Annotated in this window: 21 protein-coding genes; 9 read left to right on the top strand and 12 right to left on the bottom strand. The window is 56.3% G+C overall.

Features of this window, described 5'->3' with window-relative positions:
• Positions 1-30: 30 nt before the first annotated feature.
• The 5 genes from J1782_RS24700 to J1782_RS24680 all read right to left on the bottom strand — a co-directional run bounded on the left by J1782_RS24700 (position 31) and on the right by J1782_RS24680 (position 5,217).
• Positions 31-975 (bottom strand): metallophosphoesterase, encoded by a 945-nt coding sequence (locus J1782_RS24700; protein WP_217154099.1) that lies wholly within the window; start codon positions 973-975, stop codon positions 31-33.
• Between the two features lie 18 nt (positions 976-993).
• Positions 994-1,839 (bottom strand): carbohydrate ABC transporter permease, encoded by an 846-nt coding sequence (locus J1782_RS24695; protein WP_193333125.1) that lies wholly within the window; start codon positions 1,837-1,839, stop codon positions 994-996.
• Positions 1,836-2,759, bottom strand: coding sequence for a carbohydrate ABC transporter permease (locus J1782_RS24690; protein ID WP_152326104.1), 924 nt, complete (start codon positions 2,757-2,759; stop codon positions 1,836-1,838). The genes J1782_RS24695 and J1782_RS24690 overlap by 4 nt, the downstream gene beginning before the upstream one ends.
• Before the next feature lie 9 nt (positions 2,760-2,768).
• Complete coding sequence (locus J1782_RS24685; RefSeq protein WP_217154098.1) at positions 2,769-4,049, bottom strand: ABC transporter substrate-binding protein; 1,281 nt, start codon at positions 4,047-4,049, stop codon at positions 2,769-2,771.
• Positions 4,050-4,113: 64 nt separating this feature from the next.
• Entirely contained in the window at positions 4,114-5,217 is a 1,104-nt protein-coding gene (locus J1782_RS24680) for an ABC transporter ATP-binding protein (RefSeq protein ID WP_217154097.1), read from the bottom strand.
• 424 nt (positions 5,218-5,641) lie between these two features.
• Between J1782_RS24680 and J1782_RS24675 the strand changes: the two genes are divergently transcribed.
• Positions 5,642-5,815 carry a hypothetical protein gene (locus J1782_RS24675; protein ID WP_165057359.1) on the top strand — a complete coding sequence of 58 codons (174 nt, stop codon included), beginning with the start codon at positions 5,642-5,644 and terminating at the stop codon, positions 5,813-5,815.
• A 122-nt stretch (positions 5,816-5,937) separates the two neighbouring features.
• Here J1782_RS24675 and J1782_RS24670 read toward each other — a convergent pair whose 3' ends face one another.
• The 3 genes from J1782_RS24670 to J1782_RS24660 are packed head-to-tail and all read right to left on the bottom strand — an operon-like array spanning position 5,938 to position 9,558.
• The gene (locus tag J1782_RS24670) at positions 5,938-7,149 is read right to left on the bottom strand and encodes an aminotransferase class I/II-fold pyridoxal phosphate-dependent enzyme (protein ID WP_152326101.1); all 1,212 of its coding nucleotides are present in this window, start codon (positions 7,147-7,149) and stop codon (positions 5,938-5,940) included.
• Positions 7,150-7,164: 15 nt separating this feature from the next.
• On the bottom strand, positions 7,165-8,469 hold the full coding sequence (locus J1782_RS24665) for an LLM class flavin-dependent oxidoreductase (protein ID WP_152326100.1): 1,305 nt from the start codon (positions 8,467-8,469) through the stop codon (positions 7,165-7,167).
• Between the two features lie 9 nt (positions 8,470-8,478).
• Positions 8,479-9,558 carry an iron-containing alcohol dehydrogenase family protein gene (locus tag J1782_RS24660; RefSeq protein ID WP_217154096.1) on the bottom strand — a complete coding sequence of 360 codons (1,080 nt, stop codon included), beginning with the start codon at positions 9,556-9,558 and terminating at the stop codon, positions 8,479-8,481.
• A gap of 346 nt (positions 9,559-9,904) precedes the next feature.
• Here J1782_RS24660 and purB point away from each other — a divergent pair, with 346 nt between their 5' ends.
• The 4 genes from purB to J1782_RS24640 are packed head-to-tail and all read left to right on the top strand — an operon-like array spanning position 9,905 to position 14,337.
• On the top strand, positions 9,905-11,287 hold the full coding sequence (gene purB / locus J1782_RS24655) for an adenylosuccinate lyase (RefSeq protein WP_217154095.1): 1,383 nt from the start codon (positions 9,905-9,907) through the stop codon (positions 11,285-11,287).
• Positions 11,284-11,811, top strand: coding sequence for a GNAT family N-acetyltransferase (locus J1782_RS24650; protein WP_152326097.1), 528 nt, complete (start codon positions 11,284-11,286; stop codon positions 11,809-11,811). Before purB ends, J1782_RS24650 begins: the two co-directional genes overlap by 4 nt.
• 10 nt (positions 11,812-11,821) lie before the next feature.
• Positions 11,822-12,985 carry an amidohydrolase gene (locus tag J1782_RS24645; RefSeq protein WP_152326096.1) on the top strand — a complete coding sequence of 388 codons (1,164 nt, stop codon included), beginning with the start codon at positions 11,822-11,824 and terminating at the stop codon, positions 12,983-12,985.
• Between the two features lie 14 nt (positions 12,986-12,999).
• Positions 13,000-14,337: an MmgE/PrpD family protein gene (locus J1782_RS24640; protein ID WP_217154094.1), complete on the top strand. Its 1,338-nt coding sequence runs from the start codon at positions 13,000-13,002 to the stop codon at positions 14,335-14,337.
• Here J1782_RS24640 and J1782_RS24635 read toward each other — a convergent pair.
• The 3 genes from J1782_RS24635 to J1782_RS24625 are packed head-to-tail and all read right to left on the bottom strand — an operon-like array spanning position 14,324 to position 16,909.
• On the bottom strand, positions 14,324-15,085 hold the full coding sequence (locus J1782_RS24635; RefSeq protein ID WP_152326094.1) for an amino acid ABC transporter ATP-binding protein: 762 nt from the start codon (positions 15,083-15,085) through the stop codon (positions 14,324-14,326). The two genes, J1782_RS24640 and J1782_RS24635, sit on opposite strands and share 14 nt — an antisense overlap.
• On the bottom strand, positions 15,078-16,016 hold the full coding sequence (locus J1782_RS24630) for an amino acid ABC transporter permease (protein WP_228389045.1): 939 nt from the start codon (positions 16,014-16,016) through the stop codon (positions 15,078-15,080). The genes J1782_RS24635 and J1782_RS24630 overlap by 8 nt, the downstream gene beginning before the upstream one ends.
• Positions 16,013-16,909, bottom strand: a complete 897-nt coding sequence (locus J1782_RS24625; protein ID WP_217154093.1) for an ABC transporter substrate-binding protein — start codon at positions 16,907-16,909, stop codon at positions 16,013-16,015. Before J1782_RS24625 ends, J1782_RS24630 begins: the two co-directional genes overlap by 4 nt.
• Positions 16,910-17,429: 520 nt before the next feature.
• Here J1782_RS24625 and J1782_RS24620 point away from each other — a divergent pair.
• The 3 genes from J1782_RS24620 to J1782_RS24610 all read left to right on the top strand — a co-directional run bounded on the left by J1782_RS24620 (position 17,430) and on the right by J1782_RS24610 (position 20,408).
• Entirely contained in the window at positions 17,430-18,428 is a 999-nt protein-coding gene (locus J1782_RS24620; protein WP_217154092.1) for an LLM class flavin-dependent oxidoreductase, read from the top strand.
• Positions 18,429-18,438: 10 nt separating this feature from the next.
• A complete protein-coding gene (locus J1782_RS24615) occupies positions 18,439-18,999 on the top strand; it encodes a GNAT family N-acetyltransferase (RefSeq protein ID WP_152326091.1) in 561 nt (186 codons plus the stop codon).
• Between the two features lie 68 nt (positions 19,000-19,067).
• The gene (locus J1782_RS24610) at positions 19,068-20,408 is read left to right on the top strand and encodes an LLM class flavin-dependent oxidoreductase (RefSeq protein ID WP_217154091.1); all 1,341 of its coding nucleotides are present in this window, start codon (positions 19,068-19,070) and stop codon (positions 20,406-20,408) included.
• Positions 20,409-21,313: 905 nt separating this feature from the next.
• Here the strand turns inward: J1782_RS24610 and J1782_RS24605 are convergent.
• Positions 21,314-22,606, bottom strand: a complete 1,293-nt coding sequence (locus J1782_RS24605) for an NtaA/DmoA family FMN-dependent monooxygenase (protein ID WP_152326089.1) — start codon at positions 22,604-22,606, stop codon at positions 21,314-21,316.
• Between the two features lie 310 nt (positions 22,607-22,916).
• Between J1782_RS24605 and J1782_RS24600 the strand changes: the two genes are divergently transcribed.
• Complete coding sequence (locus tag J1782_RS24600; protein ID WP_165057344.1) at positions 22,917-24,539, top strand: ABC transporter substrate-binding protein; 1,623 nt, start codon at positions 22,917-22,919, stop codon at positions 24,537-24,539.
• The last annotated feature ends 4 nt before the right edge of the window (positions 24,540-24,543 follow it).

The following is a 24,543-nucleotide window of genomic DNA, read 5'->3' as shown; positions in this document are numbered from 1 at the left end:
CAAAGCCCGCTACGGCGGGCTTTTTGCTTGTTACAGAGACTCAACCTGGCGGCTCAACACCCTGCTCACCTCTGGCCCGTATCCCGTGATTGTCAGAACTTCGCCGTTCAGCGTGACGGATGAAAATGGCAGGCTGCTTTCCCCGTCCACCATGCCTTTGAGCGTAATAAAATCGGTGTTTTCCACCCGGTCATAGCCCCCGCGGTGATCGTGCCCGGCGAAATACGCGCGCACGTTATAGCGGCAGAGCAATTCCACCAGCGTTTCGCAGTTCCACAGGTTATGCGTGTTCACCGGCGTCAGCGGGTAATGGCCGAACACCAGCACCGTTTCGCCCTGCGCACGCGCCTGTTTCAGGTTTTGCTCAATCCATTCCAGCTGTTTACGCCCTACCGCGCCATTCCACGGCTGCGCCTGCGACTGCTGGCATTCGGTCAGTTCATCGAGCATAAATTCTGCCAGCTGACGGTCTTCGCCATTGGCATGATTGCAGTACAAACTGACGTCGTTGCCGTCAATGACCAGAAAACGATAGCCCGGCAGGCTGAACTGGTAATAGCTTTTCGGCAATCCCAGCGCAGGAGACTGCGCCGCCAGATGTTGGGAAATCACCTGCGCATCGTGGTTACCAATGAGCACGGCGTGCGGATGGCGCAACGCTTCGTAGCGCGCCAGCACCGCCTGATAACTGCTCCAGTCGCGATCCACCAGGTCGCCCAGCGTAACCACGAAATCGAGCTTTAAATCATTCAGCTCATTAATCGCGGTCGCCAGTTTATTCAGGCTGTTGCGGTAATGACGCTCTTTTTGTACATCGACATCGGCGTATTGCGGGTCCGCTATCAGCCCGAAACGCAGCCTGACGCCTGAAACCGCCGCGTCATGCATATCCGGCAGCTGATACAAAGCACTCACGTTGCCCAGAGCCCGTTCCTGCGCTTGCGATAACAAAGGGGATGAGGTGATGACGGTCATAAGATGCTCCGGTTGTTCTTAACGAATCCCAGCCCGCATGAAGGATTGAACGAACTGACGTTGAAAAATAAGGAATAAGGCCAATAACGGCAGCACCGTCATCAGCGTTGCCGCGCCGATCAGCGCCCACTGCACGCCCTGTTCCGGCGCGGAAAACAGCTGAAGCCCGACGGTAATCGGCCGCACTTTTACGGAATCGGTAATGACCAGCGGCCAGAGGAAATCGTTCCAGTGAAAGCTTACCGACACCAGCGCAAACGCCACGTACACCGGTTTCGCCAGCGGGATATAGATTTTGCGCAGAATGTAAAAACGGCTGGCCCCTTCCACAATCGCGGCTTCTTCGAGCACCAGCGGAATGCTGCGGAACGTCTGGCGCAACAGGAAAATGGCAAACGCCGAGGCGAAATACGGCAGCGCTATCCCGAGGAGGCTATCGCGCAGGCCGAACGCGCCGATCGTTTTGTAGTTGTTGAGGATCAGAACGTCGGGGCTGATCATCAGTTGCAACAGCACCAGCGCAAAAATGATCCCCGCGCCTTTAAGTTTAAACCGTACCAGCGCGTAGGCAGCCAGCGTCGCTAAAATCAGCTGGCACACCACAATCATCAGCACCAGCAGCGTGGTATTGAGAAAATAGCGCCCGAACGGCGCGGCTTGCCAGGCGTTGATAAAATTCTGCAACGTCAGCGGTGCAAACAGGGAAAAACTCCCCTGTTCAGATGCCGGATGAATCGCGACCCAGACCGACACCAGCACCGGCAAAAACCACAAAAACGCCGCCAGCCAGATGGCAATATTCAGGCACAGGCGGCCTGCGGAAAACGTCCGCACCGGCGTTAACGTCATCGTCAGGCTGCTCATTGATAGTGCGTCCTTTTATCCAGCAGATTGAATTTGATCAGCGCAATCGTGGCAAGAATCGCCAGCAACACCACGGTCATCGCCGAGGCGTACGGCAAATCCCAGTAGCTGAACGCGGTGCGGTAGATATAGAACAGCAGCAGACTGGTGCTGTTATTCGGCCCGCCGTTGGTCATCGCAATCACCTGATCCACGATGCGGAAGGCGTTCATCGACGCATTGATCAGAATAAACAGCGTGGTCGGCATCAGCAGCGGCCACTGCACGCGGCGGAAAAAGTAGCGGCGCGACGCCCCTTCTATTTCGGCCGCCTCAGCCAGACGCGGATCGATTTGCTGCAACGCCGCGAGATAAAAAATCATAAAGAACCCGGCTTCGCGCCAGACGGAAACCACCATCAGGCTGTAAAGCGCGGTGCCCGGTTCACCGAGCCAGTTAACGGCGGGCAGCGAAAACAGCGCCATCAGTTTGTTAAGCAACCCGAGTTGCGGCGTATAGAAAAACAGCCAGAGGTTGGCGATCGCCACCATCGGTAATAAAGAAGGAATGAAAAACGCTGCGCGGACCATCGCGTTACCGCGCAAACGGCGGTTGACCGCCAGCGCCATCATCAGCGCGAGCGCGACCGACAGCGGAATGGTGATCACCGCATAAAGCAGGTTGTTGCGCAGCGACAACATAAAGGTGTCGTCATCAAGCAGCGCACGGTAGTTATCCAGCCCGACAAACTGCGCCGGATGCCCGTTGCGTGCTGCGCTGAATACGCTTTCCCAAATCGTTGCCAGCGCCGGATAATGGGTAAACAGCAGCAAAAAACCGAGCGCGGGCAAAATCAGCAGATAGCCGTAAATCTGCAAAGACAACCCGCGTGTGCGGGCTGCCGGTGCAACAGCGTGAAGCGTGCTGTGAGGAATGCTCATCCGCGAGCCTTACTGATACGGTTTCAACAGACGGTCCGCCTGTTTTTGTGCAGAACTGAGCGCGTCGGCTGGCGTTTTCGCCTGCGTCACCGCCGCTTCAATCGCATGGTTCATCAGCTCCTGAATCTGCACGCTGTTGTACGTCGAGAGTTCCGGCTGTGAATATTTCAGCTGCTCACGCGCCACCAGCGCCTGCGGAACCTGTTTCACGTAATCCTGCATCACCGGCGTTTCCCACGCGGCAGGCGACGTCGCAACATAACCGGTCGCGATGCTCCAGCGCGCCGCCTGTTCCGGGGCGGAAACCCAGCGGATAAACTCCATCGCCGCTTTCTGCTGCTCAGGCGTCGCGTTTTTGAACACATACAGATTGCCGCCGCCGGTCGGGCTGCCGCGCTGGGTTTTCTCCGGCAACATCGCTACGCCGAACGGGAATTTGGCGTTGTCACGCACCGTCGTCAGGTTACCGGTGGTGGTCACCATCATGGCCGTTTTGCCGTCGATGAAATCCTGCGGCGTGGTGCCCCAGGCAATCGCGCCTTTCGGGGAAACCGCGTCTTTCTGCGCCAGATCCGTCAGCCATTGCAGCGCTTCCACGTTGGCTGGCGTGTCAAACGTGACGGCGGTGCCTTTGCCGTTATCCAGATGGCTGCCGTTAGTGGCGGCGATGCCCTGGAAATTCCAGTAACCGTTTGGCGTAGAAGGGATTTCGATGCCCCACTGTTTGACGTCGTTGCCGTCACGCACCACCAGTTTCTTACCGAAATCCACCACCTGCTGCCAGTTGGCCGGAGGTGTGTCGCCGTTCAGACCCGCTTTCTCAAACGCCTGTTTATTCCAGTACAACACCACCGTCGAACGCTGGAACGGAATGCTCCAGACTTTGTCCTGAATGTGACGGATAAAGGCCGGATAGAAGCCGTCGATCCACTTTTTCCCTTCCGCGTCATTAGCGAGATCGCTCACCGGCACGATCGCGCCCGCATCAATCAGTGAATAGGCCTCAATGTCACCGATCACCGCCATTTGCGGCGCGTTGCCTCCGCGAAACGCCGTCAGCGCTTTCGTTACCGTCGTTGCATAATCCCCGGTATACACCGGTTGAATACTGATATCCGGGTGCGTTTTCTGAAAATCTTCCACCAGCGTGTCGACCGTATGGCTGATTTTTCCGCCCACGGCAATCGGGTAGTACATCTGCAATTTCACCGGCTCCGACGCAAAAGCAGAGGTTCCGGTGATCAGCAAAACAGCGGTAGCAAGGCGTGAAAAACGATGAACAAGTGACATGATTTTCCCTTCGGCAAGTGTTGTTGTAAGTGTAGAAAAATGAATTCACGACTATAAATGGCCGTCAGACGGCGACTCTCTGGCCGGAGGGCAAACAAAATTCCTCCGCGTCATAACAGCGCTTTCCGCCCGTCGTGAAGAAAAAATATTGTGCGCTGGACAGCCATTGCAGCCCGACCGGCTGGCCCTCGGCAAAACGTTTCATACCGGCCACTTTTACGGTCAGCGGCTCTGCGGCACCGGCGATGGAACATACCACCAGCGTATCGGCACCCATATATTCGTGGCTGATCACCTGCGCCGTCAGCCCGGCCTGCGTGGCGTCGGTCAGCTGAATATCTTCGGCGCGCAGCCCCAGGCTGAGCGAGGGGACACCCGGCATTTCCACCACCGGAACCGGCATAGTGGCGAGATAATGATGTTCACCACGACGCGTCAGCGGCAGGATATTCATCGGCGGCGCACCGATAAATTGCGCCGCAAAAATGCTTTCCGGGTTGTTGTAGAGATTGTCCGGCGTGTCGTGCTGTTCGATGCGCCCGTCGTTTAGCAGAATGATTTTGTCCGCCATGCTCATCGCTTCGGTCTGATCGTGGGTGACGTACACCATCGTCAGACCGAGTTTTTTCTGAATCGCCCGGATTTCGCGACGCATACTCTGGCGCAGTTTGGCGTCGAGATTGGACAGTGGCTCATCCATCAGGCACAGCCGGTTATTGGCGATCACCGCCCGCCCGAGCGCTACGCGCTGTTGCTGACCGCCGGAAAGCTGCGCAGGCAATCTGTCCAGCAGCGGCTCCAGCTCCATCAGCCGGCTGACATCCGCCAGCCGCGAAGCAAATTGCCGCTTATCTTCGCCACGCGCCCGCAGCCCGAACAGCAGATTTTCCCGCACGCTCATGTGTGGAAATAAGGCATAAGACTGAAACACCATCGACAACTTACGTTGCGACGGCGTCAGCGCGGTGACGTCGGATTGCTGGAAATAAATCGCTCCGCTGTCGGCCGATTCCAGCCCGGCAATCGTGCGCAGCATGGTGGATTTTCCGCAGCCGGAAGGGCCCAGCAGCGCAATAAATTCGCCCTCTTCCACATCAAAACTGATGTCATTGAGCGCAACTTTATTGCCCCAGGTTTTGTGTATGTGATGGAGTGATAAATAACTCATGTCCGTTGCCCGTCTCTGACCGGTGATGGGCATAACCTAGCGGGGTTAAGTGACGCTTTTATGAAATGTGGTTTTTTTCAATTGCATTGATGGCGGGATCGAGAAAGTTTCGGTTTTCAATTGCATTGATGGCGGGATCGAGAAAATTTCGGTTTCTCAATTGCGGTGATCACTTAACTCACTGCGCCGAAACCGACAAAAGAGAGGCCAGACGGCCCCTCTTTTGAATCTCCGCGTCTTTTTAACTGCGCGCTATCGCTTGTAAAGTATGTTTCAGCAACTCCGGCTATTGCCGCAAACGTCGCCGCTGCGCGGTACTTTCGCTTCGGGCTCGAACCTGCTCGAAAACAGACTCTCGCCGTTTCTCACCACTCACTCAACGTCGTTTTGAAAGCGGCCAGAGGCTATGTAATTCGGAAGATTTATGCAGGCTGATTTTGAATTGAAAAGCCTCCAGCCGCTTTCAGAAAGCTTGCTGAATGAGTGTTTCGAGACCGAAAGGCTCGAAGACCGAAATGAAGGTACCGCGCAGCGGCAAGTTTTCGCGGCAATAACGGTGGCGGCTGAAACATGGCCAGCCAGCGATAGCGCGCAGTGAAAGAGCCCGGGGGTCTTGGGGGCGGCGGCGATATGCCGCCCCCAAGTCGGTGTGGGCCGACGCCCACGACCTTGAACTTGACGTAAACCCCCGTACGGGCACCAACCCACAGGTTTACCGGGCTAAAGCACCGGGCTTAACCGTCCGCACGCTGCCGCAATACGCCGCCCGGCCTCAATCACCGTGGCGTTGTCTGTGGCAATCGACAGCCGGAAGTATGGCGACAAGCCGTACGCACTGCCCCCCACACCGGAGACGCCGTTTTCCAGCAGATAGTCCATCACATCGGCTTCGTTTTCTATTTTCGCGCCGCCAGGGCGGTAACGCCCGATCAGCCCCGCACAGCGGCAGAAGACGAAGAAACCGCCCTGCGGCTGTATCAGTTCCAGCCCGTCAACGCCGGAAAGGATGCCCGTGATGTCATCGCGCCGCTGCTGATAGGCCGCCACCTGTGGCGCGAGGAAATCCAGCCCGCCGGTGTACGCCGCCAGCGCCGCGGCCTGGCTGACAGAACTCGCGCCCGAACTGATTTGCGACTGCACCACGGTCATCGCGGTGATCAGATCTTTTGGCCCGGCACCGAAACCGATACGCCAGCCGGTCATGGCGTAGGTTTTAGACACGCCACCGACCAGCAAACTGCGCGCCTGAAAATCGCCTGCCACGTTCAGCAAATTACGGTGTTCGCGGCCATCAAACAGAATGTGTTCGTATAAATCATCGAGCATAACCCGCACCTGCGGATGTGCACGCAGCACAACGGCCAGCGCCTGTAATTCTTGCGCTGAATACACCGCACCGCTCGGATTCCCCGGATGATTGAGCACCAGCCAGCGCGTACGCGGCGTAATGCTGGCCGCCAGTTGCTCCGGCGAAAGTTTATAACCCTGCTCCAGATGGCATTCCACAAACACCGGCGTGCCGCCGTTAAAACGCACGCTGTCCGGGAACGTCGGCCAGTACGGCACCGGCACAATCACTTCATCGCCGTCGTTTAACGTCGCCGCAAACGCGTTGAAAATGACCTGCTTCGCGCCGTTGGCAATCATCAGATTATCAATGCCAAATTCCAGGCGGTTTTCCTGCTGCAATTTTCGCTGCACCGCCTCTCGCAGTGCACGTATCCCGGGCGTTGGCGTGTATTTGGTCTCCCCGCGTGCAATCGCCTCATACGCCGCCTGCTTGATGTGCTCCGGCGTATCGAAATCCGGTTCACCGGTGGTGAGATCCAGAATATCGACACCGGCCTTTTTCAGATCATTAGTGCGCTGCTTTGCCGCCGCGTTGGCCGAAAGCGAAACGCGTTGCACGCGCTGTGACAACGAAATCGTCATACCGTTATCCTTATATCAGAGCGCGGGCAAACCCAGGTTTTCGCGCAATGTGCTGAATTCATACTCTTCGCGGAACAACCCGCGACGGCGTAATTCCGGGATCACCCGCTCGACAAACAGCGAAAGCTGCTCCGGCATGATGGCCGGCATAATATTGAAACCGTCCGCGCCGCCCAGCTCCAGCCAGTGCTGGAAATCATCGGCGATATCTTCGGCGGTTCCCACCAGCACGCGGTGTCCGCGTGAACCGGCAGCAATCGCGGCCAGTTCACGCAGGGTCAGATTTTCGCGGTAGGCCAGATCGGTCAGCAGTTTCACACGGCTCTGATTGCCTTCTCCGGCAGGCACATCCGGCACCGGGCCGTCGAGCGGGAACTGGCTGAGATCCATATTAAAGCGGGTCGAAAGCTGACGAATGCCGTTATCGATATCCACCAGCGAGTTGAGTTCACGCCAGGTTTCACGCGCTTCTTCCCGCGTGCGCCCCACGATCGGCATCACACCGGGCAGGATCAGCACATGATCCGGATTGCGCCCTGCGTCTTTCACCTGCTGTTTCTGCGAACGGTAAAACGTCTGCGCTTCTTCCAGCGTCGCGGCGGCGGTAAACACCACTTCGGCGGTGGCGGCCGCCAGCTTCTGGCCGTCAGCGGAAGAACCGGCCTCGATAATCACCGGACGTCCCTGCGGTGAACGGGTGATATTCAGCGGCCCCTGCACCTGGAAATATTTCCCGCGATGATTAACCGGCTGAATTTTTTCATTCACGAAATACTGGCCGCTGTCTTTGTCCGGCGCGACGGCGCCTTCCTGCCAGCCTTCCCACAGCTTAAACGCCACGTCGAGAAACTCGTGCGCGACGGCGTAACGCTCGGCGTGCATCGGCATATCTTCACGACTGAAATTGCGCGCCACGTCGGTGGAAAACGATGTCACCACGTTCCACGCCGCACGGCCATGACTGATGTGATCCAGCGACGAAAAGCTGCGCGCCAGATTAAACGGATCGGTAAACGTGGTAGAGGCCGTTGCCGCCAGCCCGATATGACGGGTCTGCACTGCCAGCGCCGCCAGCAACGTCAGCGGCTCGAGGCGCGCCATAGTAGAAGGCAGGCGGTAAACGCTGGTCGCCAGCGCGTCACCGATGAAAAACATATCGAACTTGCCTTCTTCGGCTTTTTTGGCGATCCACGTCAGCCATTCAACGTCCGTGGGCGAACCGAGCTGTCCGGTTAAACGCCAGCCGCTGACGTGATGCCCGAGCGGTTGAACAAACAGGCCGAGGCGCAGCTTTCTGGTGTTTTCTGAAGAAGAAGTCATGAAATGTTCCTAAGAATAATGTTGATTTTCTGTCGCCCGCAGGGCTTTTTCGATGTGTTCAGCGGCCATGGAAAACGGCAGGCGCGCCGCGTTTTCGGCGGAGAACTTCACTTCACGGGCAATAGTTGAAAGGATTTCATCGCGGTTACCGTTGAATTCCGGCAGCGCCAGCGGCGCATCGTACTGCCGCAGCAGCGCCAGCAGTTCCGGCTCCGGTTCACCGTTGTCACTTTCCATCAGCGACTGCACCAGCAGGCCGAGACCGACCTTCTCGCCGTGCAGCCAGTCGTGCAGTTCAGGCTGATGGGTAAAACGGTTGTGAATGGCGTGCGCCACGCCCGGTGCAGGCGTTTCATCGCGCATGCTGTTTGCCATGCCCGCCGCCGCGATATTGGCGTCGATCACTTTTATCAGCGCCGGTGTCACTTCATGGCGGGCGTTATCAAGCACCGCCTGCGCCCCGTATTTCTCAAAGGTTTCCACCGCCAGTTTTGCCGCCTGAATTTTGAGATTCAGCGCCAGGCTGTCGTCGCTTTTCTGTTTATACGGCCGGAATTCGTACCACTTCGCCAGTGCGTCCACGATGCCCGCTTTCAGATAACGGACGTCGTTTTGCGCGATGACTTCGCTGTCGACCAGCACCATCAGCGGCATACGCGATAACGGCTGACTGCGGACGTGCCCGCCGTGCGCGTTGTAAATAATGCTGACCGGCGACCAGGCGGCGCAGGTGGCGGCCACCGTCGGCAGCGTCACCAGCACAATGTCATCAATCAGATTCGCAATGGCTTTCGCGCAGTCCAGCACGCGTCCGCCGCCGATACCCAGCACCAGCGTGGCGTTTTGCGCCCGTACGGCGTTGAGATGCGTTTCAATCGCGGCATCGGTGCATCCGGTGGTCAGGAAATTCACCTGCCAGCGGATCCCCGCCTCACGCAGGCTGTTTTCCAGCTGCGGATTCACCGCCTGCCAGGCTTTCGGGCTGGTGATAATGGCGATTTCATTCGAGTGAACGGCAAGAAGTTCGCCGGTGCGGGCACGCAGCCCCGGCTGATGGTGATAGGTTTGCGGTGATTTTATAGCGAACACGATGATGCCCTATTCTCTGGTCAGTAATTGAATAAACTGCCTGCCCGTAATAAACAGGAATTCGGATATTGAATATATTAAGTCGTTATATAAACATCGTACGAGAATTGAAATAATAAACAAAGTTCTGATTGCGGATCCTTATTCACTAATTCGCAATAGAATAGATGAATTTTAGCTATAGCATCAAAACCCCTTGCATCCTGTGCTGGATCAAAGAAATGATAGCGCTATAAAGGGTTAATTTAATAAACAAAAACAGAAATATCGGCAACGGTATTATCCCGGTATTTATTATTGTTTTTGCCAAACTCATTAATTAACCCTCAGAAAAACAGAGATTATTATGGCCTCACATCCGATTGATTTTCTTTTACTTGGCAATAATTTTGGCACACCGGAAATGCGGGAAATCTGGTCAGAGAAAAATCGTCTGACGCAGCAAATAAATGTCGAAGTGGCGCTGGCATTAGCCGAAGGTGAGCTCGGGGTGATCCCGCAACAGGCAGCACTGTCGATAGCGGAACTGGCCGACCCCAGCCAGCTGAATATTGACGACATCGCCGCGTCCGGTGCGCAGATGAAACATTCCCTGATGCCGGTGCTGACGGCGCTGCAAAAACAGTGCGGCGAGGCCGGGGAATACATTCATTACGGCGCGACCACGCAGGATATCGTCGATACCGCCACGGTTTTACAGCTCGCCCGGACAATGAAAGTGATCGTGCGTGACGCCACCGCGCTGGCGGACGTGCTGAAAAATCTGGCGCGTGAGCATCAGTACACCCTGATGGCGGGCCGCACCCACGGAATGCAGGCGCTGCCGACCACGTTCGGCTTTAAAGTCGCCGTCTGGCTGGATGAATTTATCCGCCATCTCGACCGCCTTCAGGCCATCACGCCGCGTCTGCTGACCGGCAATCTCAGCGGCGCGATCAGCACATATGCCGCGCTCGGCGAAGCAGGCCCGGAAGTCGAACGCCGCACGCTGGCACGCCTGAACCTGAATACGCCGAATATCGGCTGGCAGGCAGCGCGCGACCGTTTTTCCGAATACGCCAGCACGGCGGTGCTCATCAGCGGCACGCTGGGCAAAATCGGCAACGAACTTTATAACCTGATGCGCACCGAAATTAATGAAGTCGAAGAACCGTTCAGCGCGGGGAAAATCGGCTCGACCACCATGCCGCATAAACGTAACCCGGCCGCCATCGAAGGCTTAGCCAGCCTGACCGCCCCGCTTTTACACAGCGCGTCGCTGATTTATCAGTCGATGCACGTCGAGCACGAACGCGATGCCATGAGCTGGCGCGCGGAGTGGATCGCCCTGCCGGAAATCTCGATTTACCTTTCTGCCCAGCTGCAAAATGCCCGCGCTATTTTATCCGGCCTGACGGTCAATAAAGCCCGCATGCTGGCGAATTTGCAGATGCAGGACGGCCTGCTGCTGTCGGAAAAGGTCATGTTTGAAGCCGGTAAAAAACTCGGCAAACAGACGGCGCATCATCTGGTTTACGAGTGCGCTATGCAGGCGTTCGAGAACCGTCTATCTTTTAAAACCGTGCTTTTAGCACACCCGGTTCTGGCCGCCAGCATCTCAGAAGAAGATCTGGACCACTGGCTGGATCCGGCAAATTACATCGGCTGTGCGCCGCAAAAAGTGGATGACGTGATCCGCTTCGCCGAACAGTCCGGTCATTTATCATCCCCGGAGAAACCTGCGATATGACCCCACATTTCCGGCGGCTCAGTTCAGACGACAGGCACGAATATCTGTCGCTGATGCTGGCCGCATACGCCCCGATTAAAGCCCTCGGCATTCAGTTTGATGCGGCCACCGCCGATCTGGCGCGGGTGACGAAACATCTCGATGAACATGCGGTATTTGGCCTGTTTGACGGTCAGCGCATGGCAGCCTCGGTCACTTTGCGTTTCCCGTGGGGCACCCTGCCGGGCCCGATGGGTCTGCCGCATATTGGCTGGTTCGGCACGCACCCGGAATACACAGGCCAGAATCTCGGTAAACGGCTGCTGGAATGGCTGGAAGACCACATTCTTATCGGCGAACTCAAAGCCCCGGCGTATTCGCTTGGCACCGCTACCAGCCATCCGTGGCTGCGCGAAATGTATATCAAACTGGGTTTTCAGCCGGTCTTCGAAAGAGACCTCGGCAAAGGCCATATCACGCTGTATCTGAAAAAGATCCTCGACGAAGAACGCCATGCCGGATGGCTGGCGCGTCAGCCCGCTTAAGGAGTTTTACATGTTGAATACCGGTCAGGAACATCAGGCGCTGGCGAAATTCATTGAGGATTTTCGCCATAACATGCACCGCCATCCTGAGCTTTCCAATCAGGAGTTCGAGACCACGGCGCGCATCAAAGCCGTGCTGGAAAGTCATCAGATCCGCGTTCTGAATCTGCCGCTGAAAACCGGTCTGGTGGCCGAAATTGGCGGCCAGAAAGCCGGTAAGCGGGTGGTGTTACGTTCGGATATCGACGCCCTGCCGATCGAAGAAAAATCGGGCGTGGAATACACCTCGGAAAACCCCGGCGTCATGCACGCCTGCGGCCATGATTTCCACACTTCGGCGGCGCTCGGCGCGGCGATTTTGCTCAAAGAACGCGAGGAAACGCTTGCCGGCACCGTGCGCATTTTATTCCAGGCAGCAGAAGAAACCGGCCACGGCGCACCCGCGCTGATTGAAACCGGCGCGCTCGACGACGCCGCCGTCATCTTTGGTATTCACAACGACCCGACGTTGCCGGTCGGCATTATCGGCAGCAAAGACGGCGCACTCACCGCGGGCGTCGACCGTTTTGCCATCACCATTTCAGGCACCGGCAGTCACGCCGCCCGCCCGCATGAAGGCAATGACCCGATTATTATTGCCGGGCAAATCATCGGCGCATTGCAGACGTTGATTGCGCGCAACGTGCCGTCAGATCACAACGCGGTGGTGTCCGTCACGCAGGTTCACAGCGGAAGTACGTGGAACGTGATCCCCGATTCTGCCTGGCTCGAAGGCACGGTGCGTTCGTTTAATCAGGACACCCGCGAGCTTATTGAACGCCGTTTACGTCAGGTGCTCAAAGGCATCGCCGGTGCCTTTGATACGCAAATTGAACTCGACTGGCAGCCCGGCCCGCCGTCGGTGGTGAATACCGCTGAATGGGTGGATTTTGCACTGGCGCAGGCCGCCGGTTCGGGCTTTGAAGCGCGTCGCGTGGAAGCCAGCCCGATTGGCGAAGATTTCGCCTTCTATCAGCAAAAACTGCCCGGCGCATTCCTGATGATCGGCTCCGGCGGCCCGTTCGCACTGCACCACCCGGAATTTCGCGTCGATGACCGCGCGCTCTTCCCGACCGCACATTATCTCGCGCAGCTGGCCGTTAACGCCCTTGAACATCTCAGCCCGCAGGCCTGAAACAGGAAAAACACATGACACTGACTTCATCGCTGGCAAAGCTTATTGTCAGTGCGCGTCCCTCCGCCGAAGCGCGTGAAAATGCCCGCGAAGGATTGCTCGATTTTCTGGCCGTCACCCTGCCCGTTGTGCGCGGCGAAGCCGGCGATTCCGGGCTGAAAAGTTTGCAACAGGTTTACCGTGCAGACGATGCACAGACGCGCGCCGTGTTACTGGGTTACGCCGGACATGCGCTGGATTTCGATGATTTTCACCCGGACTTTCGCGGTCATCCCGGCGTGGTGATTTTGCCTGCTTTGCTGGCGCTGGCGGCCGGGCGCCCAGACATCAGCGGCGAGCAGTTTCTCAATGCCTGGGTGACGGGCGTGGAAACCGCCGGTCGCCTCGGGCTGGCCGCCGGTTCGCAGCATTACAAACTGGGTTTCCACAATACCGCCACGCTCGGCACGATTGCCGCGGCGGCGGCCTGTGCGCGGCTGGCCGGCGCCAGCGAACCGGAAACGGCCCTTATTCTGGGGACGGCGGCTACGCAGGCGGGCGGTTTACGCGCGCAGTTTGGCAGCGCGGTTAAACCGCTGCACGCCGGGCTGGCGGCGCAAATTGCGGTCACGGCCACCCTGCTGACGCTGGCCGGTTTTCACGGTCAGTCAGAAAACGTGCTCGACAGCTTTTTCACTGCTTACTGCGCCGGTCAGCAGCAGCCGGAAAAACTCACCGAAAGCTGGGGCGCGCCGTGGCGTATCGTCTCACCGGGGCTGGAATTCAAACCGTATCCGACCTGTGGCGGCACGCACAGCGCCGCCGATGCCGCACGGGCAATCCGCCAGGACTGGCTGCAACAGGGGGATCCGCTCAGCGACCTGATAAATGCGGTGGAGCGGATTGAAGTGTCTTTCCCGCCGGGCGGTGATATTGCAGCGTCAGTGCGCGAGCCGTCGAACGGTATCGAGGCACGTTTCAGCCTGGAATACGTAATTGCCGCCAGCCTGCTGCGCGACGCTTTGCTGATACAGGATTTCTCAGAAAACCCGCCGGATGCCGAAATTGCCGCGCTGGCCGCCCGTGTCACGCGTCATCCGGATCTTAGCGCCCCGCCGGATGAGCTCAACCCGGCTGCGCGTTTTCATCAGGTTACGGTATTTTTACGCAACGGAGAAACGCGGCAAAAACGCTTTACGCGTCAGCAAAGTCTGGCGATTGCGTTCGATTTACCGGGGAAGTTGCGCGCCTGTTTACCGGATATGACGGAAGCACAGCGGGCCAATATTGTGGCACTGAGCAGGCTGGAAAGCCGCGACAGTTTGCCGCAGCTGTGTGATTTACTTTTCAGAGCAGACTCTACAATACGGTAGACAGGAAATTGCGGACACGGACGTTCTCCGCTTCATCCAGCACGGCTTTCACCGGCCCCGACGCCACGATTTTTCCGCCTTCCATAAAGATCACGTTATCGGCGACTTCACGCGCAAAGCCAATTTCGTGCGTCACGATCACCATGGTGATCCCCGAATGCGCCAGCTTTTTGATGACCTGCAACACTTCGCCCACCAGTTCGGGATCGAGCGCCGATGTCGGTTCATCAAACAGCATCACTTCCGGATCCATCGCCAGCGCACGGGCAATCGCCACGCGCTGCTGCTGCCCACCGGAAAGCTGCTGCGGCCAGTCATCTTCGCGGCTGGCTAACCCCACCTGCTGCAACAGTGCACGGGCTTTGGTCAGCACCTGCTGGCGGTTTTGTTTCTTCACGCGCAGCGGCGCATCGGTAATGTTTTGCAGCACCGTGCGGTGCGGGAACAGATTAAATTGCTGAAACACCATACCGGTACGGCTGCGCTGAGCGGCGATTTTCCCGCTGCTCAGTTCATAAAGCGCATTGCCTTTTTGCCGGTAGCCGACCAGTTCGCCACCGATACGGATGGTGCCGCCGTCGAGTTTTTCCAGATGATTAATGCAGCGCAGCAACGTGGATTTCCCGGAACCGGATGGCCCTAAAATCACCGTCACCGAACCCGCCGGAATATCCAGGCTGATTTCGTCGAGAATGGTGTTTCCTGAAAAACGTTTGGTGACTTTCCGAAACTCAATCGCCTCACCCATGGCTGGTTTCTCCTGCATTCAGGCCGGTATTCACCGCCCGCGGCGTCTCGTCACGCGGTTTAGATTTACGCTTCACCTTGCGCAAACTGCTGCGGCTGAAATGACGCTCGACGTAATACTGAATCACCGAAAGCAGCGACGTCAGCACCAGATACCACAGCGTCGCGACCAGCAATAACGGGATCACTTCATACGTGCGCTGATAAATAATCTGCGCGGAAAACAGCACGTCTTGCAGTGAAATCACCGACACCACCGCAGTGGTTTTCAGCTGACCGATCACTTCATTACCGGCGGGTGGCAGAATCGCCCGCATCGCCTGCGGCAACACGGTATGGCGGAATATGGAAGCAGGCCGGTAACCGAGGGCACGCGCGGCTTCAATCTGGCCGGTGCCCACGCTCTGGATCCCCGCACGGATAATCTCAGCGGCATAGGCCGACTGGTGCATCACCAGCGCAATCACGGCGGCGCTGAACGGGCTGATTAATGAGTTGGCCGACGCACTCCAGATTTCCCCTACCCAGGGCAGTGAAAACGAAATGGTGGGATACAGGGCGGCAATGTTGTACCAGAGAAACAGCTGAACCAGCATCGGCACGCCGCGGAAAAACCAGGTATATCCCCAGCTCACGGCGACCAGCACCGGATTGGACGATAACCGCATCAGCGCCAGCACGGTGCCACCGGCAAAGCCGAAAATCACCGAAATGGCAGTCAGCTGCAACGTCATCAAAACACCCTGCAAAATCGACGGACCGGTGAAGTTTTCTGCAATCACTGACCATTCAAAACGCGGGTTGTTGAGCATTGAATGGGCGGCAGCGCCCAGCACCAGAACGACGATCAGGGCGCTTATCCAGCGCCCGATGTATTTCTTACCGACGATCCGCAGCTCTTCCGGCTGCTGACCGTGTGTTTCAGTGCTCATCCGAAAATCTCTTCATTACGCTTGGATTCTTTCACTGCGCCAAAGCCAATCGACCATTTATCGAGGATCTTCTGATAAGTCCCGTCTTTAATCAGCGAGTTAAGCGATGCCTGAACGGCCTCTTCCAGCGCAGATTGTTTCGGGAACGCAACCGAAACCGGTGCGTCATCCACATGAATGGTGCCGGAGAGCGCCAGCGGTTTCACCTGGCTGACCTGATACGTCAGGCCTTCATACGGGCCAAAGAACATCGGCACGCGACCACTGACCACGGCCTGCACGCCTGACGGACGGTCCGGGAAAACGGCAATTTTGATTGGCTGTTTGCCTGCATCCGTACAGGTTTTGCTGGCCGCTTCGAGACGTCCGATTTGCGTCGTGCCCGCACCGGCACCGATTTCCTGCCCGCAAACGGCATCAAAAGACGTAAACGGCGCGATATTGGCGTCTTTGCGGGAGATCACGCCCAGACGCGACGCATCGTAATAGCTGACAAAATCGACCTGCTCGAGGCGTTTTTTGGTGGCGTTGATATTGGAAAGCGCCACGTCATAGCGGCCTGATTTCAGCCCGGGAATAATGTTGTCGAAACCGCCGGTATCCTGCCAGCGCACTTCCACGCCCAGACGTGCCGCAACGGCATTCATCACGTCAATTTCGCGGCCCGCGAGGGTTTTATTGTCTTCCTGGAAAAACGTGGTTGGCGGGGTATTCGGGTTGGTGCCCGCGACAATATATCCGCGTTTGGCAATATCGGCTGGCAGTTTACTTTTCAGCGATTCATCGGCGGATACATGGAAAGTGGTAGCAGACGGAACAATTTGCCCGGCTGCCCATGCAGTCGATAAATTCCCGGCAATCAGCAGCGGGAGCAATAACTTGGATAATGTCATGACGGGACCTTTTTCCTGGTGTAATACCTGTGAAAAACCACAAATATAATGTGGTAAAAGCGACAAGGTCATTGCTGTTTATATTTCATATCTGAATTAACGCCCGACCTGCCGATAGAACTGATTTTGCGGGTATATACCTTTTGGTGACAAATGAGAAAATGAGATAAGGATTTCACAAATATGGGAATGGTTATTACGCGGGCGCGTGGCTAATTCACACCTTGGGTTGTAGCGACAAAACTTTAAAACCTTGGGCTCGCCGCCCAAACTGGTCCAGAGAGCGCGTTAAGCGCGCTGCCGCTGGCTGGCACTGTTTCAGGTGCCACAGCTATTGCCGCGAAATCTTGCCGCTTTCAAAACGACGTTGAACCTGAACCTGACGTAAACCCCTTACGGGCGGCGAACCCACAGGTTTTCCAATTTCCGCAACTCCATAGCTACTATTGTTCTTTTACATCCCTTCCCCCTGACTTTAATAATCGTTGTTAATGATGTGTTGCGATTACAAGGGAAAACGATGGGATACCGCATAAGTTTGCTGGAAAAAAGTCCGCTGGATGAACATGAGGATGCCGCCGGGGCGCTGCGCCGGACGCTGGAACTGGCGAAGCTGACGGAACGCTGGGGCTATCACCGGTTCTGGCTGGCGGAACATCACAACACCGACAAACTCGCGATCTCCTCGCCGGAAATTGTCATCGCCTGGATCCTCGCGCATACGCAAAAACTGCGGGTCGGCTCAGGGGGCGTGATGCTGCAACATTACAGCCCGTATAAAGTCGCCGAGAATTTTAATCAGCTGGCGTCACTCGCGCCCGGTCGTGTCGATATCGGTATCGGCAAAGCGCCGGGCGGATTGCCCCTTTCTACTCACGCGCTGCAATACGCTGTCGATCCGGCGCGCAAAGGCGAGTTTGCGGATCAGCTGCGTCAGCTCGATGACTGGCTTTCAGTGCCGGTTCGCGGGCGCGGCGTGGATTCCCTTTCGGCCACGCCACAACCGCCGCAGTCGGCATCGCGCTTTCTGCTTGGCGCGAGCGAACAAAGCGCCCGGCTGGCAGCCAGTCTCGGCTGGGAATTTGTTTTTGCGGCGCACCTTAATGCCGACGAACGCGATATTTCCAGCGCCCTTTCCGCTTATTCCTACGACAGCAACGGGCGACGCGCCCTGCTCGCCGTGCCGGTGATTGTCGCCGACACCGCCGCTCAGGCCGCGCGTCTGGTGGATAACACCCAGCGTTACCGTGTGACCGGCAGCGACGGCCAGAGCGTAAATGTCGGCAGTCTCGAACAGGCGGAAACGTATATCCGGCAATCCGGCGCAGCGTCGCATCAGATTGAAGAACGCCAGTCTGACGTGCTGCACGGCACCGGCGAGGACGTTCACCGCCAGTTAGAAGCGTTGCAGGCCCGTTACGGCGTGGAAGAATTCATTATCGACACACCGGTCGCACAGCCACAGGCGCGCCTGCGTTCACTCGAACTGTTAGCCGCGTCCAGCATGGCGCTGGCATAAGGAACCGAACATGAGCCATCTGATCCGCCTTGCCCAGGAATCTGAAGCCGCGGCGCTGCATTCGCTGCTGCAAAAAGCCTATGAACCACTGCTCGAACACGGCATCCATTTCACTATCACCCGCGCCAGTGTGGAGGATGTGCGGGATGTGATCCGCAATGAAACCACTTATGTACTGGAAAAAGACGGCGAACTGACGGCCACGCTGACGACCCGTTTTCTGTGGACACCGGCGAAAAATCATCTCGCGCCCTGGCCTTTTGTTCACTGGTTTGCCGTGGCGGAACATGCCAAAGGGCAAGGTTTTGGCAGCGAGATTATCCGTTATGTCGAAGAAACCTTTTTGCGCGACACGCTGAAATCCCCCGCCGTGTATCTGGCGACAGCCATCAAACACCCGTGGCTGACGGATTTGTATCAGCGCCGGGGTTACGAGCCGTTTCATACCGCGACTAATCCGCTGGGCGTCGAGCTGGTTTATCTGCGAAAAGTGCTGATTCAGCAGGCTTTCGACGCGCAGGAACAGGCTCCGCTGGTGCGCTCCATCGCGGAATTACGCACGCTGGTGTGATCGCGTATCAACGCTATTTAATTCATCAATGTTCTATTTCCAAGAGCCGTCCATGAAAGGGAAAGAAAATGACTCAAAAACAAAAGATACGTCTTGGCGCTATTATTCAGGGTGCGTCGGGAAATATGTCCGCATGGCGGCATCCGGATGCCATTGCCGACGCCAGTATTAATATTCAGTTCTGCCAGCAATTAGCGCAAAAAGCCGAACAGGCAAAATTTGATTTCTTATTTGTGGCTGACGGTTTGTTTATTACTGAGAAATCGATTCCGCATTTTCTTAACCGTTTTGAACCGATTACGTTGCTTTCAGCGTTGTCGCTGGTGACACAAAAAATCGGACTGGTCGCCACGCTTTCCACATCGTACAGCGAGCCGTTCACCGTCGCGCGTCAGTTCGCCAGCATCGATCATCTCAGCGGCGGCCGCGCAGGCTGGAACGTCGTGACTTCTCCGCTGGAAGGTTCTGCCAAAAACTTCTCACGCGACAAACACCCGGAACACGACGAGCGTTACCGCATTGCCAGCGAATACGTCAGCGTGGTCAAAGGCTTATGGGATTCCTGGGAAAAGGACGCGTTTGTACGCAACAAAGCCACCGGCCAGTTCTTTGCGCCGGACAAACTGCATACGCTTAATCACCACGGCAAATATTTCTCGGTACAGGGCCCGCTGAACGTGGGGCGTTCTCCGCAGGGGCGTCCGGTCGTCTTCCAGGCCGGTGCTTCCGAACAGGGAAAAGCGTTTGCCGCTGAAGCTGCCGACGCGATTTACACCCGTCAGGAAACGCCGGAGCTGGCACGCGAATTCCGCGAAGATGTCCGCCGTCAGCTGGTCAAAAATGGCCGCGACGCCGACGACATCCGCGTCTTTCAGGGCATCAGCGTCATTATCGGTGACACCGTCACGGATGCCGAGCGTAAATATCAGGAAACCGCGCAACTGGTGACGCTGGAAAGCGCGCTGGATTATCTGGGCCGTTACTTTGAGCATCATGATTTCGCGCAGTACGACCCGGATGCGCCGTTCCCGGACATCGGCGATTTAGGCCAGAACAGTTTCCGCAGTACTACCGATGAGATCAAACGCAATGCGAAAGAGCGCGGACTGACATTACGGCAAACCGCGCTGGAAGCGGCCACGCCGCGCCCGACATTTTTCGGCACCGCCGAACACGTTGCCGACGGGCTGGAGCACTGGTTTACATCAGGAGCAACGGACGGGTTTATCGTTCGCGGTGGCACGCCGACGGCGTTTGATGACTTCACTGACTCCGTCATTCCAATTTTACAGGCACGCGGGTTGTATCGTACCGAGTACGAAGAAGGGACGCTTCGCGGGAATCTGGGGTTACGGGAGCCGGAGAATCAGTTTGCTGAGGTTGTGCATTCCGGTGCACTGACGGTTTAAATTTTTGCTGAGACCGCAGCAAAAGGCGGTTTTTCACTTGCAGTGAGGGGTAGTAAATTGATCGAGAAGATTTCGGTTTTTCACTTGCAGTGAGGGGCAATAAATTGATCGAGAAGATTTCGGTTTTTCAATTGCAGTGATCACTCAGCGGCTGACGCCGAAACCGACCAAAGAGGGCTATGACGCGCCCTCTTTGGAATCTGCGCGTCTTTTTTACTGCGCGCTCCGCTCGCTGGCTAAGTTCCAGTAACTCCGGCTAGTGCCGCAAACGCCGCCGCTGCGCGGTTCTCTCGCCTCGGGTTCGAACCTGCTCGAAAAAACACTCTCGCTGTTTCTCACTCCTTACTCGACGTCGTTTTGAAAGCGGCCACAAATTTTCTAGTTCGCAACCTTACCGCTGATTGTGATTTATAAAATGAACAGACGTTTCGACTAGAATTTAAGTAAGAAAAGAGAATGCCGTTGAATTTAATTATGCTTCTGGCCGCTTTCAGTAAGCTTGCTATATTACATAGCCCATGGCCGCTTTCAGAAAGCTTGCCGAACGAAGTGTTTCGAGACCTATGGCTCGAAACCGAGAAAGGGAACCGCGCAGCGGCAAGTTTTCGCGGCAATAGTTGCAGCACCTGAAACAGTGCCAGCGAGCGATAGCGCTTGTTGAAAAAGCGGGGAGAGATGCAAGAGAGGGAAAGCACTTCCCTCTCTTGGTCGGTTTCGGCGCTGTGAGTTAAGTAATCACAGTTATTGAAAAACCGAAACTTTCTCGATCTTTCGACATAGTCACACTGCAAGTGAAAAACCGAAACTTTCTCGATCTCTCGACAGCCTCACACTGCAAGTGAAAAACCGAAATCTTCTCGATCAACGATCAACTGTCAGCCCTCACTGCAAGTAAAAATCCGATTTTAAAGCGGTCCGGGCAAACCAAGATTTGCCCGAAAATCCCCCCCGTTGTAATCGCGGTCGATTAGCTCCCGTTTCCGCAACTCCGGCAATAACCCGTTCAACAGTAAATCCTCCTGATCCGCCTGACCCAATCCATGTAATGAAATCACATCCAGCACACCCGCGCGGTAGCGCTCTTCTATGGCGTCCGCCAGCGATTCCGGCGTTCCGGCGACAAACCAGTGGCCGGTTTCCTGTGCCTGGATGATCAGTTCGCGCAGCGTCAGCCCCTGTAAGGCGAAACGTTTGAAGATTTCCGCACGCCCGCGACGGCGGTTGACCTGTTCGACGTCCGGCAGTAACCGCAGCGGGATCGGCTGATCCAGCGGGGAATCGCGCAGGTCTATTTCGCCGCCCAACATATCCGCGACTTTGAGCCGCCCCTGCTGATAATCAATCCGCTCGTGCTTTTCGAACAGACGGCGCGCCACGTCTGACGGGCTTTCGCCGATGATCGAATGGAACGAGTTCATGATCAGTGGCCGGTTTTCGCGGCGGCCAGACGCATCGGCGTGATGATGCACGCGCTCAACAAAGGCTTTGGCATCTTCCAGCGTCGGCTGCGAGGTGTAGATCACTTCGGCGTATTTCGCACCGAGTTTCAGGCCTTCTTCGGATTGCCCGGCCTGAAATTGTACCGGCCTGCGCTGTGGCGGCGGCGGTACATTCAGCGGGCCCTGTACGCGGAAAAAATCCCCGTGATGATTAATCGGGTGCAGTTTACGCGGGTCAATTTTCACCGAACCGTTCTTATTGCGCGTCACCGCGTCCGGCTGATTGGCGTCAAATAAGGCATTGATGACCTGAATAAATTCCGTCGCGCGGGCGTAACGCACTTCCGGCGCGGGGAGCTGAATGTCACCAAAGTTTTCCTCACCCACCGAGGACGTCACGGCGTTCCAGCCCGCCCGCCCACCGCTGACGTGATCAAGCGTACCAATCAGTCGCGCCAGATTGTACGGGTGCTGATAAGTGGTTGAAACGGTGGCGATCAGCCCGATTTGTGACGTCACCTGGCTGAGCGCGGCGAGTGTGACAATCGGATCCTGACTGCCGGTTGAACCGGAAAGCCCGTCGGGATCCGCCTGCAATAAATCGGCGGTGAAAAGCGCAGTGAATTTCTCTTTCTCCGCTTTTTTAGCCAGCGTAACAGCACGGGAAATACCGGTATCCGGGCGCGGATCATCAGAGGCGTAGATCGCGCTCCCTGCTCCGGCCAGGGTTTTTAAACGTCTGCGGGATGAACTGGTCAAACTGATCTCCTTTAACGGGAAAGATAAACCTGCGTTAAAAATAGAGAACAGAGGTGATTAAGCCACGAAGAAAAAAGCATTTCATAATCCTGAATATGGATAAGCCGGATTTTGCTGATTATTCCCTGGTTGATCAAAAAAATAATTTTTCGCTAAGTCATTTATTTTCGCTGATAAGCAAATATTGTGATTTTACAACTTAGTAACCTGCCCTTAATAATTCCTTTCAGCCGCCGGTTAATAGCGCGGCATCCTTATTATTTATGCGCTTATTCGAATAATTCATGATTAATGACCTGACGGGAAATGTATGAAATCTTTTGCTGGTGTGCGTTCTCTTTCTGCTTTAACACTTCTGGTGCTTTCTTCCGGGCAGTCGCTGTATGCCGCTGAACAACCTCAGCAAGGCGGAAGCCTGACGTGGGGCGTCGAAACCGAGCCCAATACGCTGAATCCGCAGTTAAACGGGCAATCCAAAGCCGAGCTTATCCTGCGCGTTGCCTATGAATCACTGCTGGCGCGCACGCCGGACGGCGCGTATATCCCGTGGCTGGCGACCGGTTATCACGTTTCCGGTGATGGCAAAACTTACACCTTTACCCTGCGCGATGACGTGAAGTTTTCCAACGGGGAAAAACTGACGTCCACCGCCGTGGCAGAAAACTTCCGACATGCACAGGATCCGGCGTATTGCGCGGGTTCGAGTATTTGTGCGCTGGCCGGGCGAATCGACACCATCGCCACACCGGACGAGCACACGGTTACCCTCACGCTGAAGCAGGTTTACAGCCCGTTCCTCTCTTTTGCTTCCGGCCTGAAACTGATCTCACCGTCGTCGTGGACATCGCCGCAACTGAAAGCCGGTGGCACAGATATCGCAGGCACCGGCCCGTTCATTCTTAAGCGTTATGAGAAAGGCCAGCAGATTGAATATGTGCGCAACCCGGATTACCACTGGGCGTCGTCGAATGCGAAACATCAGGGCCCGGCGTATCTCGAAAGCGTCACGTACCGTTTCCTGCCGGAATCTTCCGTTCGCACCGGCGCGCTGCTTTCCGGTCAGGTGGATGTCATTGAAGGCGTGTCCGGCAACGATGCGGGCGAATTCAAGGACAACGCGGATTTCAGCTATCAGCACGCGCTGAACACCGGCACGCCGTATTCGCTGTTCCTGAATGTGCAATATGGCCCGACGCAGGAAGTGAAAGTACGACAGGCGATTTTACAGGGGCTGGATATTTCTCCGATCCTTCAATCGATTTATCGCGGCGAACGCACGCGCGTCTGGGGCATTACGTCGCCGGTTGATCCCTTGTATGACGCCAGCCTGACCGGCAAATACGGCAATAATCCGGCGCTGGCGAACCAGCTTCTGGACGAAGCAGGCTGGAAAACCAAAGGCGCTGACGGCATCCGCACCAAAGACGGCAAGCCACTGAGCATCGAAATTATTCAGGCACAGGCCACCGTGCGTGACCAGCGTGACGTCCTGTTGCAGGCCTTGCAGGCACAGGCACGGCAACGGCTGGGCGTGGATCTGAAAATCCGTTACGTCGATTCCGGGACCTATACCGAAGTCAGAAAATCCGGTCAGTTTGGCTCAATTGCCAACTCCAATACCGACACCGACGGCATCGATATCGAGAACCATTACCTGCCGGTCAATGCCGGTGGTTCGATCAACTACAGCCGCACCGATGCACCGGAAATCATTCCGCTGCTGAAAGGCGCGTCGCAAACGCTGGATAACGCAGAACGTAAAACCTTCTACAGCCAGTTGCAAAACTTTGCCGTATTGCAGCAGGCGCTGGCGATCCCGCTTTACGAGCCGGAAGACCAGATTGCGGCGGCGTCTTACGTTCACGGCGTGGGTTTCAGACCGTTCAAACAGATGCCGGAAAACGCCTACGACGTCTGGCTGAGCAAGCATTAATCAG

Origin of the sequence: Rahnella sp. BCC 1045 (genome assembly GCF_019049615.1) — a bacterium.
Lineage (GTDB): Bacteria > Pseudomonadota > Gammaproteobacteria > Enterobacterales > Enterobacteriaceae > Rahnella > Rahnella contaminans.
This window is presented reverse-complemented; position numbering and strand designations above follow the sequence as displayed.